Raw genomic sequence first — 19,456 nt, 5'->3', positions numbered from 1 at the left:
ATCCAATGAAAGCAGGGAATACGTAATGGAAATTAAGAAAAAGGCTACGATTGTAGATGTGGCAAAAGAAGCTGGCGTTTCGGTCGCAACGGTATCGCGTGTCGTCAATGGGAATTATCCCGTCAAGACTGAAACACGTGAAAAAGTACAGGCGGCGATCAATGCGCTGCAGTATGTGCCAAATGTACAGGCGCGCGAGCTCAATACACGCCATTCGTCAACCATTGGCGTTGTGGTGCCCAGCCTTTATAATATGTTCTTTGCAGAAGTCATTGACGGCATCGAGAAATCGATGCGCCGTCAGGGCTATTCCCTGCTGCTGAACTGCGCTCAGAATGACCCGGAGCTCGAGATGGAGTGCATCAATACACTCGTCTCGCGCAATGTATCCGGCATCATTGTCATCAGCCCGAATACACAGGGCCTGCGCGAGGAGTTTTACCGCCGCATTGTCAAAAGAGTTCCCCTGGTGTTCATCAATGGCTATCACCGCATTCCCAATGTTTCTTATGTGGCCAATGATGAGATCATGGGCACGCGGCAGGCGCTTGAATATCTTTATAAGCTTGGACATAGAAAGATTGTCCTGGTCCGTGGTGAGAATTCCGATTCTTATACGGTCAAGGAAAAAGCGTACCGTGTCTTTATGAAAGAGCATGGACTCTTGGATGAAGATCATATCATTGACATTGGCGAAGGCAATAACATCGATACGATGGCTTCGGCCAGAATCAAACTCATGAAGGTTCTGCCGGGGCTCAATCCCACGGCTATCCTTTGCTGCAATGACCTCATGGCGACCGGCGCAATCCGTGCCTGCAAGCGTTTGGGGCTCAATGTGCCAAAAGATGTTTCCGTGATTGGCTACGATAATATCACGCTTTCCAAGCTCGTAGAACCGCAGATCACGACTATGGATCAGAATATGTTCCAGCTTGGCACAAATGCTGCGGCTGTACTGGTCGAGATGATTCACGGCGGTCAGAGCAAGCGCATTACGCTGGAAAATATCCTGATTGTCCGGGAGTCGACAGCTCCGTGTGCTGTGAAATCGTAATGCTGCCTTGGCAGATTTTAGCAGATTCGAATAAAAATGCTCTCCATTTTGGGGAGCATTTTTGTGTTGCAGAACGTTTGCGTGAGATATGTTATAATAGAAGGGATGTTGCAGGCAACCCTTTACAGGAGGTTTTTATTTTATGAGAATATCACGTTCCCTGCTGGCTGTGGCCGTCTGCGGGGCTTCTTTTTATTCGCTTTCCGCCCTCTGCCAGCCGCAGGCGGCAATGGCCTCGGCTGCATCTGCTGCCGTTTCTGCAGGCAAAACCGCCAGCGTCACTGAGGATGTTTCCGTGCGCACGATACCGGGGCGTCCGTCTTTCCCTGCTAAAATGACGGGGACGGTCAACAAAAGGGCCATGGACAGCGTCAAATGGCGTCTGGCACCCGCTTATGAAGAGCCGATGCTCGAGGCCGAGGCCGCGGCTGACACGATCACCATCATGGGACCTGCTGAGGCGACGCAGGAACAGATGGTTCATTACATTGAAAAGCGTAATTCGCAGCCCAAGCTCAATTGCTCAGTTGAGGATATCGTGCGCTATTATTACGAAGAGGCAGGCCGCGAGGGCATCCGCCCCGATGTGGCACTTTGTCAGGCACTTAAGGAAACGGGCTTTTTCGCGTATGGCGGCGATGTTTCGCCGAAACAGAATAATTTCTGCGGCCTCGGGGCGACGGGCAACCGCGTTGCCGGAGCAAGCTTTACCACGCCGCAGCTTGGCGTGCGCGCGCATATCCAGCATCTCATGGCCTATGCGAGTTCGGAGCTGCCGCACAGCCAGATCATTGACCCGCGTTACTACCACGTTGTAGAAAACCGGCCGGACATTCACGGCCACATCACGAAGTGGACGGGGCTCAACGGTGTCTGGGCTGTGCCGGGTACGCGCTACGGACAGGAAATCCTCTATCTCTGGCAGCAGGCACAGGCTCCGGACGGCTCGGATGCGTCGCTGGCCGCTGCAGAAAAGAAAGTCCGCGAAATGCCGGATGAGGCCAATTCGTATATTTACCGCGGCATTGTCTATTTCAACCGCCTCGATTATAAAAAGGCAGAAGCGGATTTCCAGCAGGCTGTGCAGTACAAGGCGGATTCGCCGGCTGCTGTCTACAACCTTGCCATCACCCAGCAGCGTGAGGGCAGAGCGAAGGATTCCTTAAAGAGCTACGATGCCCTGTTAAAGCTCAATCCGGAATTCACGCAGGCCTGGTATAACCGCGGGCTTATTGCCATGAATCAGAAGAAATACGCGGATGCCATCGCGGACTTCCAGGAGGCCCTGCGCCTGACGCCGCAGACAGCCGATGCCAAGAATGCACAGGCTGTGGCTTATGTCCGCCAGAAAAAATACGAAAAGGCCTGGCAGACGCTCAGCGAGGCCGCTGATATCAATTCGGCCAATATGAATGTTCTGGCCAACCAGTTTATCTTTGAAGCCTGCCTGAAATGAGCGGACAGGGGACAGTTTTCATTTATGAGGATTTGATTTATAATAAGTAGATAGATTCGCACGAATCCTGTAAATTTTGCGCGGGCGTTCCATTAGCGCCTGACAGGGAGGAATTTTCTCATGACGGAAAAGAAAGAAAAGAAACCATTTTATATCACGACACCGATTTATTATCCGAGTGCCAAACTCCACATCGGCCATGCTTACTGCACGACTATTGCGGATTCCATTGCCCGCTTTCACCGCCTCATCGGCGATGATGTCTTCTTCCTGACCGGTTCGGACGAGCACGGCCAGAAAATCCAGCAGAAAGCGGAAGAAGCCGGCGTTACGCCGATTGAATACGTCGATAAAATTGTCGCGGGCTTCCAGAACCTCTGGAAACGTCTGCACATCAGCAACGATGACTTCATCCGTACGACGCAGAAACGCCATGAGCGCGTGGTACAGGAAGTCTTTAACCGCATCTATGCCAAGGGTGACATCTACAAAGGCGAGTACAAGGGCCTGTACTGCACGCCGTGCGAAAGCTATTGGACGGAGCATCAGCTCGATGAGAACGGCTGCTGCCCGGACTGCCACCGCCCTGTACAGGAGGTATCCGAAGAGGCGTATTTCTTCAAGATGAGCAAATACGCGGACCGCGTGCTCAAGTACATTGAAGACCATCCGGACTTTATCCAGCCGGTTTCGCGCCGCAATGAGATGATCAACTTCATCAAGCAGGGCCTCGACGACCTCTGCATCTCGCGTACCTCGTTTGACTGGGGCATTCCGGTGCCGATTGACCCGAAACACGTCATCTACGTCTGGTTCGATGCCCTGACGAACTACCTGACGCCGATCGGCTTCCTCGATGACCCGGAGAAATTCAAGAAATTCTGGCCGGCAGATCTTCATCTTGTGGGCAAGGAAATCGTGCGTTTCCATACCATCATCTGGCCGTGCATCCTCATGGCCCTTGACCTGCCGCTGCCGAAGAAGGTTTACGGCCACGGCTGGCTGATTGTCGATGGCGATAAGATGAGCAAGTCGAAGGGCAATGTCGTCGACCCGAACGGACTCATCGATGAATTCGGCGCCGATGCCATCCGCTACTTCCTGCTGCGCGAGATCAACCTCGGCCAGGACGGCAACTTCTCGCGCGATGCCCTCATCAGCCGCATCAACAGCGACCTTGCCAATGACCTCGGCAACCTGCTGCACCGCACGCTCAACATGACCATCAAATTCCAGAAGGGCATTCTGACGGCGCCTGTTGGTGAAAGCGAAGTCGATAAAGCCCTCAAGGCCGACGCGAAGGAAACGGTTGAGTTCTTTGAAAAGAATATGGAGGATATGCAGCTTTCGGCTACGATCAAGAAAGTCTGGGCCTTCATAAGCCGTGCCAATAAATACATCGATGAAACGGCGCCGTGGGCACTGGCGAAGGATCCAGAGAAGAAACAGGAACTTGCCAATGTCATGTACAATCTCGCAGAATCCCTGCGCATCATCAGCGTCCTGATTTCTCCGTTCATGCCGGTGACGGCCGAGCGCATCTGGAAACAGCTCAATCTGCCGCAGGCTTTCAAGGATGTCCAGATTGAGGATATCGAAAACTGGGGCGGCACGCCGGCGGGCCTTAAAGTCGGCACGCCGGAGCAGCTCTTCCCGCGCATCGAGGTAGAGAAAGAAGAAAAAGAAGCCAAGAAGGCTCCTGCAAAACAGCAGAAGGCACAGAAGAATAAGAAGGCAGAGGCCAAGGAAGAAGTGCCGGGCGTTATCGGCATTGAAGATTTTGGCAAAGTCAAGCTCCGCGTTGCAGAGGTTGTTGCGGCTGAGCCTGTGCCAAAGGCCGACAAACTCCTGAAGCTTCAGCTGAGCCTTGGCGAAGGCGTTCCGCAGCGTCAGGTCGTTTCGGGTATTGCGAAATTCTACAAGCCGGAAGAACTTGTCGGCAAACACCTTGTGCTCGTTGCCAACCTCAAACCGGCGAAGCTTCGCGGCGTCGTCTCGGAAGGCATGATTCTCGCGGCCAGCGATGGAGAGGCCCTTAAAGTCCTTGAGGTCAATATGCCGGCCGGCACCGAGGTGCGCTGATGAGCATGGAACTCGTCGATACGCATACGCATCTCAACGATGCAAAATTTGCCGAGGACATTCCTGAAACAATTGCACGGGCAAAAGAAGCCGGCGTCACGCGCATGATCAACATGGGCGACACGCTGGCCTCCTCGGAATTGGCCGTGAATCTGGCGGAACAATACGAGGGGCTCTATGCCGGTGTCGGCATTCATCCGGAAGAAGCATTTGAGATGACGTCACGCGAGGACGATATCCTCGCGGCCTGGACGGATATGCCAAAGGTTGTGGCCATTGGTGAGATTGGTCTCGATTATTATTGGGAGAAAGAGGAGGAGAAGCGGGCCCTGCAGCGGCGCATCTTTATCCGCCAATTGCATCTGGCACGCGAGCTGCACATGCCTGTCTGCATCCATGACCGCGATGCTCATGGGGACACGCTGGCTATCCTCAAAAAAGAGGGCAGGGGCATCCGCGGTGTCCTGCACTGCTTTTCAGGCAGCTATGAGATGGCGAAGGAACTCCTAAAGATGGGGTGGTATCTTGGTGTCGATGGCCCCCTGACTTTCAAGAACGCGGCAAAGCTGCCGGAAATCGTCAAGGCCATGCCAATGGAACGCCTGCTTTTGGAGACAGATGCCCCGTATATGGCTCCTGTACCGATGCGCGGCAAGCGCAACGAACCTGCATATGTCCGTTTTGTGGCAGAAAAAGTCGCGGAACTTCGCGGCCTGAGTCTTGAAGAAGTGGCTGCCAGAACGACAAAAAATGCTATAGAGTTATACGGTCTATAAGCAAAATTTATAAAAGTGGTGAGTGACTGCATAAAAGCAGCGCTCACCACTTTTTCATTCCCATTTTTCAGGTTGATTTCAGCTTCTTGTGGGACAATAAGATCATGCAGTTTATAACTGCTGGTTTTGCCATGCTATACGAATTATTTCTTTTACTGTTCCCGTCATAAATTTATGGACAAAGGGGGGATTGAATGAGTTTTAGACAGCTCATTTCCTTACATAATAAAGCAAAAAAGAAAATCCTGTTATGCATGACTTTGGCCATCATGCTCATGATGACCTCGGGCTTCACGCGCGCTGGCGCACCCGACAATACGCATCAGGTACAGATTCATGTCGATGGACGCACCATTGAACTCAGCACAATACACAGAAATCCGGAGGCAATCCTCGAACGCGCAGGCGTGAAACTCAGCGCCAAAGATTCTTATCAGTTACAGAAAATTGACGAACACGACACCGACATCACAGTTTATCGAGCGGTCCCGGTCACAATTGACTATCAGGGACAAAAAAAGGAAGTTCTGACCAGCAATCAGACGGTTAAAGATGTCCTCTTAGAGCAGGGCTACAATCTGGACGATCTGACAGTATCGCCAGGCATGGATTCGAAAATTCAAAGCAATATGGAAATATCGGTAGTGAACAACGCGGAAACGCCGGACACTGCCGGAGCGGGACAGGCAGCAGAAACAGTAGAAACTTCATATGGCAGGGCACCGTACAGTGCCGTTTACGAGATGGAAGCAACGGCCTATATGCCATGGGATGGCGGCGGAGACGGCATCACGGCTTCCGGCATGCTCGCGCAGTATGGCGTGGCAGCGGTCGATACCGATGTTATCCCGCTTGGTACGCGCCTCTATATTCCCGGTTACGGTGAGGCGATTGCAGCGGACACGGGCGGCGCTATTATCGGCAACCGCATCGACCTCTGCATGGATGATTATGGACAGGCTATGGAATTCGGCCGCCGCTATGTAACGGTTTATGTCCTTGACTAAAGCAGTCTGACTGGAGAATTTCTTCAGCAAAAGGAGACTGTTCATGAGAATTTAACTCATGGACAGTCTCCTTTTGTTTTGCCGCCTTCCCAAGTTATGCCATTCAGTCTTTCTGCAGTTTCATGCTGCTGTGGTTGGCTTTGGCCTGCTTGATGAGAATTTTGAGGCGTTCGATATTTTCTTTGTGATGCGTGATGGCGAAGCCGATGCGCGTGCGCTCTTCTTCTGTAAATTCGGGCTTTTCATAGGCCGCTTCAATGCGTTTGAGGCGGGCTTCAACTTCGGCGAGCTCGTTCTGCATGGGCTTGACATGCTGCAGGGCCAGACCGTAGACAGAGCGGATCTGGTCTTCGGCGTATTTTGCATAGCCCGGCTCTCCGGAAAATACCTCGAGCCATTTGACAAAATGGTAAATGATATCGAAGGGATTTTCTGCGCGTTCGATCATGCTGAGGATATCCATCTTGATCTGCTGTTCCTGGCCGTGCGGGCGGTCGACGATGGGATTGATTTTTTGTTCGGCTTTTTTCTTGATATCGGTTGGTTCAGCCATGGTGACACTTCCTTTGCTTTGTATATACTTTTATTATATCATATTTGTCTGTGCAGCCGGCCAAGGGGACAGGTCATGTTACAAAGAGACATATGCTCTTGATTTGATGTACATCCTATGATATAATTGTCACATTAAATGAACGTTCGTAAAATGAAAAACCGTGTAAAACAGTGGCTTTCGCAGGTATCTTACCGAAAGGCCAATTTTTTTTGAGCATAGGTGTTCTTCTTACATGGACATTTTACGGAGATAGAAAGAAGGATGTTTTTCATGCATCGATTCAAGAAGGGTGAAATTCTCACCATCGGGTTCATGATGTTCTCGATTTTCTTCGGCGCGGGCAATCTGATTTTTCCACCGGCGCTGGGGCAGGCTGCCGGCAGCCATACGCTCATCGCCATGGCCGGTTTTTTGATTACGGGCGTCGGGCTGCCGCTTTTGGGCATTACGGCGATTGCCCTGCAGGGCGGCAAATACATTGAGCTCATCAATCGCCGTACGTATCACTGGTTTGCCGTGGCCCTGCTTGTCGTACTGTACCTCTGCATTGGTCCGGTCTTTGCCGTACCGCGTACCGGTGCTGTCTCATTTGAGATTGGCATTCGTCCCTTCCTGTCAGAGAGTTCGCTGACTTTGGGACAGGCTGTTTATACGGCGCTGTTTTTTGGTGCTACATATTATCTCTCCCTGAACCCGAATAAACTCATTGACCGCATTGGCAAGATGCTGACGCCAATCCTGCTCGTTGTGCTGGTCGTGCTTTTTGTCAAAGCTTTTGTTTCGCCTTTGGGAGAAATCCTGCCGGCTACGGGCAATTACATCGATGCACCGTTTACGCAGGGCTTTCAGGATGGCTATCAGACCATGGATCTGCTTGCTTCTGTGGCCATTGGTACACTGGTGGTCAATGCTGTGCGCATGCGCGGGGTTACAGATAACCGCGAGATTGGGCGCATCTGCCTGCTCGCAGGTCTTATCACGGTCGCACTGATGTCCTGTGTTTATGGTTCGTTAGCGTACCTCGGTGCGACGAGTGCGATGATTCTCGGTCATTCGCCTAATGGCGGCCAGCTTTTGGCAAGTGCCGTTACCATCTTCTTCGGCAAGGCGGGCAACGGCCTGTTAGCAGCCATCATCATCCTCGCGTGCCTGACGACGAGCTGCGGCATGCTCTCGGGCGGTTCGTGGTTCTTTAACAAACTCTTCCGGAACAAGATTTCTTACGAGCGCCTGCTTCTGATTTTCACCTTGTTCAGCTTTGCGGTCTCCAATGTGGGCCTGACGCAGATCATTGCCCTGGCCGTGCCGTTCCTTGTGACAATCTATCCGCTTGTCATTGTCTTTGTGGTGATTTCCCTGTTTGACCGCTTTATCGGCTGGCGAAAATCCATTTATCATTATGCTTTGAATCTGACGCTTGTCTTTGCGCTGATTGACGGGCTTAATGCTGCAGGAATTCATTTTCACCAGCTCAATCAGTTTTTGATTGCGTACCTGCCGTTTTACAAACTGACGATGGGGTGGGTCCTGCCGGCTGTCTGCGGTGCATTTTTGGGATTCGTGGCGTCATGTTTTCAGAAAGCACCGGCAGAGTCTGAACGGTCTCTGCGAAAATAAAGAGGAAAAAGGGACAATCGTCCTTGACTGAATTCGATTTATCCACAGTTTTCGTGGATAAATCCTGTGAAAACTGTGGATAAGTTGTGAGCAGCTTTCCAACTTATCCACAGATAACAGCGAAAAGTCAAATTGCTCTGGAGATTGTGCGTAACAATTGTTAACGCACAGTCTCTTTTTTTCTGCTATGCTGTGGATAAGAGCATTCGAACGACAGAATAGATAGAAGAGAGGGAGCAGCTTGAATGTAGAAAAAAAGCGCCGGCAGGAACAGCAGACGGTCAAAACCATTATTGGCATATACTGTCATGGACATCATCATAGGCGGGAACCCGGAGAAAAACTCTGTCCAGAGTGTCAGGCACTGGCCGCTTATGCCGTGGAGCGCATCGAGAAATGCCCGCGCATGGAAGTCAAGAGCTTTTGCAGCGTCTGTCCCATTCACTGCTATGCTCCGGCCAAAAGAGAAGAAATCCAGAAAGTCATGCGCTACGGCGGTCCCCGCATGCTGCTGCATCATCCCTTGATGACACTTCATCATATGTTTTTGACCTGGCAGACAAAAAGGCTGGAAGAAAAAACGAACTGCGATATGTGATATAATAGAAGCTGTTTGTATCATGGCAGCTGGAGGTTTGTATATCACATGAAACCATATGAAGATTATTTGATTATCAGTGATTTGGATGGCACGATTATCCCGCGCGGCGGCCGGGTGTCTGAGGCCAATAAAAAGGCTGCAGCAGATTTTACAGCGGGCGGCGGTCATTTTGGCATTGCGACGGGGCGCACGCCGGAGGCGGCTGCTGGGTATCTTGAAGGTGTGACAATCACGGCACCGAGTGTCTTTTTCAATGGTTCGATGCTGTATGACTGGCAGAAGAAGCAGGTCATCCTGACCAAACCGCTGACGGCCATTCGGGATGAAGATGGGCATCCCGACCCGACCATTTGGCCGCTCTTTGCACAGAGATGCCTGGAACTTTTCCCTGAGGCTTGTTTGGAAGTCTACACGGAGGATAACTGCAACATCATCAGCGACCCGAAGAACGATGACCCGCGCCTGCCGCATGAATATTATAAATACCGTCATTGTGCGCTCAGCGAGGTGGCCAATCTCATGCGGACGCCCTGGCTCAAGTTTTTTGCCTGCGATACGCCTGAAAATCTGCGCCGTCTGGAGCAGCTGGCCGAAGACATGGGGACAGCTGCTCTTTCGCATCATTTTTATTCGGAAGCCAATTACCACGAATTTGTCGCGCAGGGTGTTTCCAAAGGCTCCATGCTGTCGGAAATCCGCAGACTGCCGGCTTTTCGCGGCCTGAAAATCATTGCCCTGGGTGATTATCTCAATGATCAAGAGCTTTTGGAAGAAGCAGATATCGGCATTGCTGCGAGCAACGCTCATGAAAAATTGAAAGAAGCGGCTGATTTCGTTGGCTGCGCTGCTGAAGATGACCTGCTTGTCTGGCTTCTGGAGCATTTTGAGGATATCACAGGCAAGTGACAACAAATATCCGTTAATTGTTAACAGATGCGGATGGAAAAAAAGGATAAAACCTCTTAAAATCGAAGTATATCATAATGAAACGATAACAAATGCTTTGAATTTAGGAGGTTTTTTTGATGGGAAATGCGGGAATCTCTTTTGATGCGGAAAGCAAACAGTTTCATCTGTATAATGACCGCATCAGCTATGTCATGAAGGTACTGCGGGATGGTCAGCTCGGTCAGCTTTACTTCGGTGCCCGTCTGCCGGAGACGCGCGACTACGGCTACTTTGTCGATACGGAGCATTACCGTCCGACAACGGCCTATGTCTTTGACAATGAATACGGTTTTTCACGCGAGCATCTGCGTCAGGAGTATCCGTCCTATGGCACGACGGACTTCCGTGAGGGCGCTGTGGAAATTGCGCAGAAGGACGGCAGCCATATCACGGATTTCCGTTATGTCTCGCAGGAAATATCTGCAGGCAAACCGAAACTCTTGGGACTGCCGGCCACGTATGTCGAGTCGGATGAAGAAGCGAAGACGCTGAAAATCACGCTGCGCGATGAGAAAATCGGCGTGGACCTCGTGCTTTCGTATACGATTTTCCGCGATTTCGATGCCATTGCGCGCAATGCTTATTTCATCAATCATGGCCAGGAAGCCGTTGACCTCACGCGGGCCATGAGTCTTTCGCTTGATCTGCCGGATGCCGACTACGATTTTATGCAGTTCTCGGGCTGGTGGGGCCGCGAACGCCAGAAAGTCGTGACGAAGCTGCGCCCTGGCATCCAGTCAGTCGGCAGCCTGCGCGGGCAGTCAAGCCATGTCCACAATCCGTTCATTGCGCTCAAGCGTCCGCAGACGGACGAAATGCAGGGCGAAGCCATCGGCTTTTCGCTCGTCTACAGCGGCAATTTCCTCGCCCAGGCCGAGGTCGATACGTTCGATGTCACGCGCGTGACGATGGGCATCCATCCACAGGAGTTCCGCTGGCATCTCGCAGAAGGCGAATCATTTCAGACGCCGGAAGCTGTCATGGTCTGGTCGGACAAGGGCCTTAACGGCATGAGCCAGAACTTCCATAAGCTCTACCGCACACGGCTTGCACGCGGTGTCTGGCGCGATAAGGTCCGTCCGATTCTCATCAACAACTGGGAAGCAACGTATTTTGACTTTGATGAAGAAAAGCTCGTCAAGATTGCCAAAAAAGCAAAAGAAGTCGGCGTCGAGCTCTTCGTGCTCGATGACGGCTGGTTCTCGACGCGCTGCGGCGAGACGAGCGGCCTCGGCGACTGGTGGCCAAACACGGACCGTCTGCCCAATGGCATTGCGGGGCTTTCGAAGCGCATCAATGACCTCGGCATGAAATTTGGCCTCTGGGTGGAGCTTGAGATGGTCAATAAGGACAGCGAGCTTTACCGCGCGCATCCGGACTGGATTTTGCACACGGCAGGACGCCACAGCTCGCATGGACGCAAACAGTATGTCCTCGATTTCTCGCGTCCGGAAGTCGTCGACTACATCCATGATTCTATTTATAAAGTTCTGAGCACGGCCAATATTGACTACATTAAATGGGATATGAACCGCAGCATCACGGAATGCGGCTCGGCCGGCTGGGGCCCCGAACATCAGGGCGAAATTTTCCATCGCTATATCTTGGGCGTCTATGCTCTTTATGAACGCCTGACGAGCGAATTCCCGAATATCCTGTTCGAGTCGTGCGCTTCGGGCGGCGGCCGCTTTGATCCGGGCATGTTCTACTATGCACCGCAGTGCTGGACAAGCGATGATTCCGACGGCGGTGAGCGCCTGCGCATCCAGTACGGCACAAGCTATGCCTATCCTGTGTCGTTCATGGGCTCGCATGTCTCGATTACGCCGAATCATCAGGTCTTCCGCGAAACGAGTCTTAAACTGCGCGGTGATGTCGCTTACTTTGGCACCTTCGGTTATGAACTCGACCTCAATAAACTCTCCGACAAGGAACTTGAGGAAGTTAAGGAACAGATTCATTTCATGAAGAAGTACCGCGGACTCATTCAGCAGGGCACGTATTACCGTCTCAAGGACCCGTTCACGGGCAATATCGCGGCCTGGATGGTCGTTTCGGACGATAAAAAGCAGGCCATTGTCGGCTATTACAAGATTCTCTCGCATCCGTGCACGCCGTTTACCTTGATGAAACTGGCCGGTCTCGACGAAGCGGCAGAATACGATGTCCGCATTGACGACAAGAAAGAAATGGGGCAGTTCACAGGCGCCGAACTCATGCGTGCGGGTCTCGTTACGACTGATTTCTCCGCAGGTGAACAGAGTCATGAAGAGGGAAAACACTGCACGGACTTCTGGTCGCGGCTGTTTATCCTCAATGCCAAATAAATGTACTTTGCCAACAAATTTCCGTAAATACCCAACAGATATGGATGGAAAAAACATACCCAAACGGCTACAATCTTAGTTGATTTGAAGAAGAAAAACCTGCAGGAGCTGGCGTTTCGTCAAGTCCTGCAGGTTTTGATATATTCACGATATTTGCAGCAAAGGGGTATTTTCCAATGAAAAAAGCAATGAGAAGAAAATGCATGGCCGTCAGCGGCGTCATGATCTGCGGTGCCAGCGTCGGCGTCTTTCAAAAAATAGCCATGGGGACAGACCCGTTCACTTGTTTTGTCACGGGCATTGCCAATATTTTTTCTTCGACATACAGCACTTGGTATATGATTCTCACCGGCATCATGCTGATTGGCGTCATCGCTCTCAAGCGCCACTATATCGGCTTTGCCACGCTCATTAATTTGTTCCTGACGGGCTTTGCAGCGGATGCCGCACATGCGTTTCTTGATTTTCTGCTGCCGGACCCGACGTTTGGCATGCGCTGCCTGCTCATGGCAGGCAATATCCTGCTCATGAGCTTTGGTGCTTCGCTTTACTACGTAGCCAATCTTGGCGTCTCGGCCTATGATGCCGTTGCCCTGATGGCGTCCGAATGCTATCATCTGGCTTCCTTCCGCGTCTGCCGTGTTGCAACCGATGTTTTCTGCGTGGCCGTTGGCTTTCTGCTGTCTGCAGACATTGGTCTTGGGACGGTCATCACGGCCTTCTTCATGGGGCCTGTCGTACAGTGGTTTACGGAGCATTTCTCCCTGCCTCTCTTACAGGGGCATCTGCGCCGCCGCCGTCATCAGCCTGTGGAAGCCTGAGCCGTACTATTTCTTTATGATACTGCCGCTGCCCTGTTGGCAGCGGTATTCTTTTGGGCTCATGCCGACTTTGCGCAGGAAAGCGCGGGAGAAGGAGTCGCTTTTCGCGTAGCCGCAGGAAAAGGCGATGGCTTCAACTGGCAGAGTGGTGGATTCGAGAAGATGCTGGGCTTTGGTAATACGGCAGTTCTGGATATATTCGTGTGGAGAAATATGCAGGTATTTCTTAAAAAGCGTCGTGACGTAGCTGCGGTTGAGGTTCATGTAGTCCGCTAAATCTTGTATGGTGAAGGGATCTTCAATATGCGTGCGGATGAAATTTGTCATGTGCGTGATATAGATATTGTTGTCTGCTGGCGGCAGCAGCTCACGCTGCGCTTCTGCCAGTACGGAAAGAAACTGCAGGAGCAGACCGAGCCGGTAATAAACACCGGCAAGAGAAAAACTGTTGTTTGCCAGCATCTCCCGTACATAGTTCGCGAGTTTGTCCCCTTGTTTCTTTGTGCAGGAAAAAATAGGCTCGTTTTGGCTGAGTCCCAAAGAAGCTATCGCAGAACTGGCACGCTTGCCGTTAAAAGCTGCCCATATATAAGTCCAAGGCTCATTTTTGTCACTTTGATAAATGGTCTGGTAATCCGGTTCAATGAGAAAACCCTGACCTGCATGCAGATGATAAGTATGCTGATTGAACGTAAAAGTTCCTTTGCCGGCGAGAATGAAGTGAATCAGATAATAAGAACGAACAGCTGGTCCGTAGGTATGTCCTGGCTGCGTCACGGAATGGCCAAATGTGGTCAGGCAGAGATCGCCTGTTTCATCAAATGGCATATTGAAAGACTGCATATTTTCCATTGAGGGGGCCCCTTCCTGTTTTAATTGTATACATTATATCATTATACGCGAAAAAATAACAAACGCGAACAATCCATTCCTCAAGGACAAAATTCAGGAAAATTTCACAAAATCCATTGACATTCTCCATTTTGAGTTGTATCATTGTAAACAATCTACCGAAACAGAGAATCGAAATTATTGAAAGGGGACGGGATTTATGAGGTTTTTAGAAAAACTCAGTGGATTCATATCAAAGTATATGGCGGTGTTCGTCATTCTTGTTGCCGTCGTTGCCCTGTTCCAGCCGTGGACGTTTAAATGGGCTGCGCCGCAGATTGCCATTCTGCTCGGCATCGTCATGTTCGGCATGGGCACGACGCTGCGTCTGCGTGATTTTAGGCTGGTGTTCCAGCGTCCGAAAGATGTTCTTGTCGGTGCCCTGGCCCAGTTCACAATCATGCCGGCTCTGGCATGGCTCTTGGCCAAGGGCTTTGGCCTGCCGCCGGAACTTGCCGCAGGTGTCATCCTCGTTGGTACCTGCCCGGGCGGTACTTCCTCGAACGTCATGACGTATCTGGCACGCGGCGATGTCGCGCTGTCCGTTTCCATGACGATGACGACGACGATTCTTGCACCGATTGTCACGCCGCTTCTGACGTGGTGGCTTGCAGGTGCCTGGGTTGATATTTCCCTTTCGGCCATGATGATGTCCATCGTCAAAGTCGTCATTGTGCCGATTGTCGGCGGCATCATCGTCAACACGCTGTTTGGCAATTTCGTACAGAAATACGTCAAACTCCTGCCGCTCATCTCGGTTGTCGCTATTGTCCTGATTGTCGGCGGCGTTGTTGCCGTCAGCTCGCAGCGCATCATGGAAACGGGTGCTCTCATCATGCTCGTTGTTATGCTGCACAATCTGCTCGGCTATGCTCTTGGTTTTGGCATCGCCAAGGCCCTGCGCATGGATATCGCCAAAGTCAAGGCAATTTCCATCGAAGTCGGCATGCAGAACTCCGGTCTTGCTACGTCCCTTGCTATGATGCATTTCGGCGCCGCAGCCGCTATCCCAGGTGCCATCTTCAGTGTCTGGCATAACATCTCCGGTTCGCTCGCAGCCAACTACCTCGCCCGCCGCATGACGAAGGAAAAGGCACAGGAAAAGGAGCCGGCCGCTGAGGCCTGATGAATTGTTTCATCTCACCTATTGATAAATTACCCTATAATTTGTAAAATCATCGATAAGATATCGATATTATAATTTCACCGAAGTCAGGAAAGCCTTCTGATGTGCAGGGTGCGTCATGTATCTTGCGGATCAGAGGGCTTTTTCCTTGTTCCGGTATGCACTATGAGATTATACTATATAATAGAAGCAAATGGATAAAATAAATGTCAGCTGCCAAGCGAACGGGCTGACAGGACATGGAAAAGGGGCATATCATGACGAAAAAACGTATTTATATCCTCGCGACAGGCGGGACCATTGCGGGCTGGGCGGCTTCCGAGACGGCGACTACGGGCTATCAGGCAGGGGCCATCGGCATTGAGGAACTTCTGCAGGCCGTGCCTGAGCTCAAGGAGTTTGCAGAGGTACAGGGGGAGCAGCTGGCCGCGCTTGACAGCAAGGATATGACGGCGGATGTATGGCTGCATTTGGCCAATCGCTGCGAGGAACTGCTGGCAAATGATGAGATTGATGGCATCGTCATCACGCATGGCACGGATACGATGGAGGAGACAGGCTATTTCCTGCATCTTGCCGTGCACAGCGATAAACCGATTATGCTGACCGGTGCCATGCGTCCCGCGACGGCTGTCAGTGCGGACGGTCCGATGAATCTTTTGCAGGCTGTACGGGTGGCTGTATCTGATGAGTCACGCGGCAAAGGCGTGCTCATTGTCATGAACGGCACAATTGAAAGTGCCCGTGAGGCCGTCAAGACGCATACGACGTCGCTCGACACTTTCCAGTCGCCGGACATGGGGGCCTTGGGGACCGTGCAGGACGGTGAGCCCATATTTTATCGGCAGCCTTTGCGCCGCCACACGAAAGCAAGTGCCTTTTCTGTACAGGGAACTGCATCATTGCCGCGTGTCGCCATTCTCTATGCTCATGCTGACGATGATGGCTTCCTCGTCGATGCTGCCGTACAGGGCGGCGTAAAGGGCATCGTCTATGCCGGCATGGGCAACGGCAGCATCCCTGTGCGCGTGGAAAAAGAACTCGCTGAGGCTGTCAGGAAGGGCGTCATTGTCGTGCGCAGCACGCGCAGCGCTGCCGGCCGCGTCACGAAGGCCGAGACCTCGTACGAAGAACATGGCTTTATCGGAAGCGACACACTGAATCCTCAGAAAGCACGTATTTTGCTGCAGCTCGCTTTGCTGCAGACAACAGACAAAGAGGAAATCCGTAAATTCTATTCTATATATTGAAGGAACATGCATACTTTATGATTGATGAACACGAATGGCGCAGCATCCTGCAGGTGGCGAAGGATGGCACGTTTTCTGCGGCGGCAAAGCATCTCTATATCTCGCAGCCATCTCTTTCCCAATGCATCAAGAAGGTCGAGACGGAACTCGGGGTGCGTCTTTTTGACCGCAGCCAGACCCCGCTTACCTTGACGCCGGCGGGGAAAATCTATGTACGTCAGGCCAGAGAGATTTTAAGGATACAGAAATCGTTGGTACAGGAAGTCGCAGACCTTTCGGAACTGCGGACAGGCAGCCTGACTATTGGCAGTTCGCGCACGCGTTCGGCCTGTTTTTTGATAAAACCCTTAGTGGCTTTTCATCAGCAGTATCCGGGCATCCATTTGTCTGTCCGCGAAGCACCTGTCCGTACCTTGGAAGAATACGCCGCTTCCGGGGATGTTGACTTTGCCCTGCTCTATGGGACTTCCGGCCGCCGTGACCTCATATCCATTCCGCTCTGCCGCGAACGTATTTTGCTGGCAGTGCCCAAAACACATCCTTTGGCCGCAAGAAAGTCGGAAAATCCTGCGGTGCTGCCGCGTATTTCCTTTGCCGAGCTGTCCGACGAACCTTTTATCAAGCTGCAGCCTTTTCGTCAGATGGCCGATGTCTTTGATAAACTTTGCATAGAAACGGGGGCAGAACCTCATGTCATCTTTGAGGCGAACAGCATTATTGAGGCCGCGGAACTTTGTGCCTCGGGGCTCGGGGCGACTTTGGTGACGGATATGCTCGTGCGCAGCTGGCGCTGGCGCGAGGAAGCTGTCTTTTTTGAGCTGGAAGAAGAAGTCGCCGAGCGGGAACTGCTGGCAGTCTACAGCAAGCGTCGGCATCTTTCTTTGGCGGCACAGAAATTCGTCGAATTCCTGCGTATGGAGTGATGAGATAGCCCCTCAAATTACAGCTTATTTGATTCTTGAATAAGTGCTATAAGCAGAATATATTTTCCCTATAGCTGTATTTCATGTACAATAGAAGGAACTTATAAATATAAAGAAGCATTTATAAAGAACGAGAGCAAATGGTAATTATAGGAGGGGAAAGCCATGTCGAAGGAAATTTCGCGCCGTACTTTTATCAAAGGTGTGGCAGCGGCTGGTGTCGTTTTGGCAGCAGGTTCATATTTCACGTGGAATGGCAAAAATATTCCAGAAAAAGTCCGCACAGGTGATGTCACATACGATGTCCTGATTATCGGCAGCGGCGGCGCAGGGATGCGCGCGGCTCTGGCGGCAGCAGAAAACAAGGACCTCAAGGTCGCTGTGCTGACGAAGCTCGTGCCGACGCGCTCGGCTTCGACGATGGCACAGGGCGGCATGAACGGCGTCACGGGGGTCACGGACCCGAATGACAGCTTTGAGTCCCATGCCTTTGATACCATCAAGGGCGGTGACTATCTCTGCGACCAAGATGCTGTCGAGTATTTCGTCGAACGTGCCGGCAAGAACATCTACGAGATGGATTATATGGGGTATCCGTACAACCGTCAGGCCGACGGCCATTTCCATCAGCGCAAGATGGGCGGTCATGCCCATGCGCGTGCCGCTTATTTTGAGGACCGTGCCGGCCATGCCATGGTGCATACGCTCTTTGAGCAGTGCCTCGCCCATGACATCGACTTCATTTCCGAATGCCAGATGCTCGAGATTTCGATGGCCGGTGAGAACAAGGATAAGCTCGCCGGCGTCATTGCCATGGATATGCGCAGCGGCCACATCATCGGCATCCCCGCGAAGACCATCGTCATCGCGACGGGCGGTTATGGCCGTGCTTACTGGGTCCGCACGTCAAACCCTTACAGCTCCACGGGGGACGGCATCGTAGCCGGCATGAATGTCGGCATTCCGTTCAAGGACCCTGAGATGGTGCAGTTCCATCCTACGGGGCTGTCGGTCAACGGCGTGCTGCTTTCGGAATCGAGCCGTGCAGAAGGTGCCCTGCTCATCAATAAGGACGGGGAGCGCTTCATGCAGAAATACGCACCGGAAAAGATGGAGCTTGCCACGCGCGATATCGTCGCACGTGCCATTGCGACGGAAATCGAGCAGGGCCGCGGCATCGGCGAAGGCATCACGGCCGGCGTTTACCTCGATTTCACCAAAATTCCGGCAGAACGCATCCACGAACGCCTCGGTCAGGTCGCAGACCTTTCCCTGCGCTTTGCCGGCGTTGACATCACGAAGGAGCCGGTCCTCATCAGTCCGACCTGCCATTATTCGATGGGCGGCCTCGAGATGAAGGACTTCCACACGGGCGAGACGCGCGTGCCGGGCATCTACACGGCCGGTGAATGCAGCTGTGTCTCGGTCCATGGTGCCAACCGCCTCGGCGCCAATTCCCTTTCCGAGGTTCTCGTCTTCGGCCATACGGCCGGCGACGGTGCTTCGGCTTATGCCAAGGCGCATAAATACGAAGGCAGTCAGGAGCAGCTGACGAAAGACTGCACGAAATGGCTCGATTCCTTTGACGAAGTCACCTCGCGTGCCCACCTCGGCAACCGCACGGTGCCGGAAATCCGTGACGACATGGTCCAGACGATGTGGTTCAAGGCCGGTGTTTTCCGCAATGGTCCGGACCTTGAAGCGGCGGCACAGGAACTTGCAAAACTCGAGCAGGATTATCAGGAATGCTACGTCGGCGACAATTCGCATGTCTACAATACGGCCTATGAGCAGTACGTCGAACTCGGCAATCTGCTGCAGATTTCACAGGCCATCGTACAGGGCGCCATTGCCCGCAAGGAGAGCCGCGGAGCCCATACGCGCCGCGATTATCCAAAACGCGATGACAAGAATTTCCTCAAGCATACGATGGTCTTCAAGGAAGACGGCAAGTACCGCTTTGAATACCAGGATGTGGTCGTCACGAAATATGAGCCGAAGGAAAGGAAGTATTGATC

Annotated in this window: 16 protein-coding genes; 14 read left to right on the top strand and 2 right to left on the bottom strand. The window is 52.1% G+C overall.

Translation table 11 applies throughout. From position 1 onward, the window contains the following. Positions 1-25: 25 nt before the first annotated feature. The 5 genes from ACI4OH_RS10835 (at position 26) to ACI4OH_RS10815 (ending at position 6,378) form a co-directional block, all read left to right on the top strand. Entirely contained in the window at positions 26-1,057 is a 1,032-nt protein-coding gene (locus ACI4OH_RS10835; protein ID WP_435720916.1) for a LacI family DNA-binding transcriptional regulator, read from the top strand. A 142-nt stretch (positions 1,058-1,199) separates the two neighbouring features. Then, positions 1,200-2,513 carry a tetratricopeptide repeat protein gene (locus ACI4OH_RS10830; RefSeq protein ID WP_435720915.1) on the top strand — a complete coding sequence of 438 codons (1,314 nt, stop codon included), beginning with the start codon at positions 1,200-1,202 and terminating at the stop codon, positions 2,511-2,513. A 120-nt stretch (positions 2,514-2,633) separates the two neighbouring features. Beyond that, positions 2,634-4,595 carry a methionine--tRNA ligase gene (gene metG, locus ACI4OH_RS10825; RefSeq protein ID WP_439784732.1) on the top strand — a complete coding sequence of 654 codons (1,962 nt, stop codon included), beginning with the start codon at positions 2,634-2,636 and terminating at the stop codon, positions 4,593-4,595. Then, complete coding sequence (locus tag ACI4OH_RS10820; protein ID WP_432646153.1) at positions 4,595-5,371, top strand: TatD family hydrolase; 777 nt, start codon at positions 4,595-4,597, stop codon at positions 5,369-5,371. Before metG ends, ACI4OH_RS10820 begins: the two co-directional genes overlap by 1 nt. Positions 5,372-5,565: 194 nt before the next feature. After that, positions 5,566-6,378 carry a G5 and 3D domain-containing protein gene (locus ACI4OH_RS10815; RefSeq protein WP_432646154.1) on the top strand — a complete coding sequence of 271 codons (813 nt, stop codon included), beginning with the start codon at positions 5,566-5,568 and terminating at the stop codon, positions 6,376-6,378. Positions 6,379-6,481: 103 nt separating this feature from the next. On the opposite strand, the gene ACI4OH_RS10810 is transcribed toward ACI4OH_RS10815, so the two are convergent. Then, complete coding sequence (locus ACI4OH_RS10810) at positions 6,482-6,931, bottom strand: hypothetical protein (RefSeq protein ID WP_435720913.1); 450 nt, start codon at positions 6,929-6,931, stop codon at positions 6,482-6,484. 273 nt (positions 6,932-7,204) lie between these two features. Here ACI4OH_RS10810 and brnQ point away from each other — a divergent pair, with 273 nt between their 5' ends. The 5 genes from brnQ to ACI4OH_RS10785 all read left to right on the top strand — a co-directional run bounded on the left by brnQ (position 7,205) and on the right by ACI4OH_RS10785 (position 13,248). Continuing rightward, on the top strand, positions 7,205-8,551 hold the full coding sequence (brnQ, locus tag ACI4OH_RS10805) for a branched-chain amino acid transport system II carrier protein (protein ID WP_432646156.1): 1,347 nt from the start codon (positions 7,205-7,207) through the stop codon (positions 8,549-8,551). A 241-nt stretch (positions 8,552-8,792) separates the two neighbouring features. Beyond that, entirely contained in the window at positions 8,793-9,149 is a 357-nt protein-coding gene (locus tag ACI4OH_RS10800) for a nitrous oxide-stimulated promoter family protein (protein ID WP_432646157.1), read from the top strand. Between the two features lie 48 nt (positions 9,150-9,197). Beyond that, a complete protein-coding gene (locus ACI4OH_RS10795) occupies positions 9,198-10,058 on the top strand; it encodes an HAD hydrolase family protein (RefSeq protein WP_432646158.1) in 861 nt (286 codons plus the stop codon). 119 nt (positions 10,059-10,177) lie between these two features. Beyond that, complete coding sequence (locus ACI4OH_RS10790; protein WP_439784731.1) at positions 10,178-12,427, top strand: alpha-galactosidase; 2,250 nt, start codon at positions 10,178-10,180, stop codon at positions 12,425-12,427. A 176-nt stretch (positions 12,428-12,603) separates the two neighbouring features. Then, on the top strand, positions 12,604-13,248 hold the full coding sequence (locus ACI4OH_RS10785; RefSeq protein ID WP_432646160.1) for a YczE/YyaS/YitT family protein: 645 nt from the start codon (positions 12,604-12,606) through the stop codon (positions 13,246-13,248). Positions 13,249-13,254: 6 nt separating this feature from the next. Here ACI4OH_RS10785 and ACI4OH_RS10780 read toward each other — a convergent pair whose 3' ends face one another. Continuing rightward, positions 13,255-14,100, bottom strand: coding sequence for a helix-turn-helix domain-containing protein (locus tag ACI4OH_RS10780; protein ID WP_439784730.1), 846 nt, complete (start codon positions 14,098-14,100; stop codon positions 13,255-13,257). Between the two features lie 199 nt (positions 14,101-14,299). On the opposite strand from ACI4OH_RS10780, the gene ACI4OH_RS10775 reads away from it, so the two are divergent. From ACI4OH_RS10775 to ACI4OH_RS10760, 4 genes are all read left to right on the top strand, one after another. Further along, entirely contained in the window at positions 14,300-15,265 is a 966-nt protein-coding gene (locus tag ACI4OH_RS10775; protein ID WP_432646162.1) for a bile acid:sodium symporter family protein, read from the top strand. Between the two features lie 257 nt (positions 15,266-15,522). Next, entirely contained in the window at positions 15,523-16,515 is a 993-nt protein-coding gene (locus tag ACI4OH_RS10770) for an asparaginase (protein ID WP_435720908.1), read from the top strand. A 17-nt stretch (positions 16,516-16,532) separates the two neighbouring features. After that, positions 16,533-17,438, top strand: a complete 906-nt coding sequence (locus tag ACI4OH_RS10765; protein WP_435720907.1) for a LysR family transcriptional regulator — start codon at positions 16,533-16,535, stop codon at positions 17,436-17,438. Between the two features lie 165 nt (positions 17,439-17,603). Further along, positions 17,604-19,454 (top strand): FAD-dependent oxidoreductase, encoded by a 1,851-nt coding sequence (locus ACI4OH_RS10760; protein ID WP_439784729.1) that lies wholly within the window; start codon positions 17,604-17,606, stop codon positions 19,452-19,454. Positions 19,455-19,456 lie beyond the last annotated feature (2 nt).

This window comes from Mitsuokella apri (genome assembly GCF_051886055.1).
Lineage (GTDB): Bacteria > Bacillota > Negativicutes > Selenomonadales > Selenomonadaceae > Mitsuokella.
Note: the sequence above shows the minus strand (reverse complement) of the source record. Positions and strands in the feature narration are given on the sequence as shown.

Excerpts from the sequence above, each read along its gene's own strand:
- ACI4OH_RS10835 (WP_435720916.1), top strand. The coding sequence starts at position 26 with ATGGAAATTAAGAAAAAGGCTACGATTGTAGATGTGGCAAAAGAAGCT.
- ACI4OH_RS10830 (WP_435720915.1), top strand. The coding sequence starts at position 1,200 with ATGAGAATATCACGTTCCCTGCTGGCTGTGGCCGTCTGCGGGGCTTCT.
- metG (WP_439784732.1), top strand. The coding sequence starts at position 2,634 with ATGACGGAAAAGAAAGAAAAGAAACCATTTTATATCACGACACCGATT.
- ACI4OH_RS10820 (WP_432646153.1), top strand. The coding sequence starts at position 4,595 with ATGAGCATGGAACTCGTCGATACGCATACGCATCTCAACGATGCAAAA.
- ACI4OH_RS10815 (WP_432646154.1), top strand. The coding sequence starts at position 5,566 with ATGAGTTTTAGACAGCTCATTTCCTTACATAATAAAGCAAAAAAGAAA.
- ACI4OH_RS10810 (WP_435720913.1), bottom strand. The coding sequence starts at position 6,931 with ATGGCTGAACCAACCGATATCAAGAAAAAAGCCGAACAAAAAATCAAT.
- brnQ (WP_432646156.1), top strand. The coding sequence starts at position 7,205 with ATGCATCGATTCAAGAAGGGTGAAATTCTCACCATCGGGTTCATGATG.
- ACI4OH_RS10795 (WP_432646158.1), top strand. The coding sequence starts at position 9,198 with ATGAAACCATATGAAGATTATTTGATTATCAGTGATTTGGATGGCACG.
- ACI4OH_RS10790 (WP_439784731.1), top strand. The coding sequence starts at position 10,178 with ATGGGAAATGCGGGAATCTCTTTTGATGCGGAAAGCAAACAGTTTCAT.
- ACI4OH_RS10785 (WP_432646160.1), top strand. The coding sequence starts at position 12,604 with ATGAAAAAAGCAATGAGAAGAAAATGCATGGCCGTCAGCGGCGTCATG.
- ACI4OH_RS10780 (WP_439784730.1), bottom strand. The coding sequence starts at position 14,100 with ATGGAAAATATGCAGTCTTTCAATATGCCATTTGATGAAACAGGCGAT.
- ACI4OH_RS10775 (WP_432646162.1), top strand. The coding sequence starts at position 14,300 with ATGAGGTTTTTAGAAAAACTCAGTGGATTCATATCAAAGTATATGGCG.
- ACI4OH_RS10770 (WP_435720908.1), top strand. The coding sequence starts at position 15,523 with ATGACGAAAAAACGTATTTATATCCTCGCGACAGGCGGGACCATTGCG.
- ACI4OH_RS10765 (WP_435720907.1), top strand. The coding sequence starts at position 16,533 with ATGATTGATGAACACGAATGGCGCAGCATCCTGCAGGTGGCGAAGGAT.
- ACI4OH_RS10760 (WP_439784729.1), top strand. The coding sequence starts at position 17,604 with ATGTCGAAGGAAATTTCGCGCCGTACTTTTATCAAAGGTGTGGCAGCG.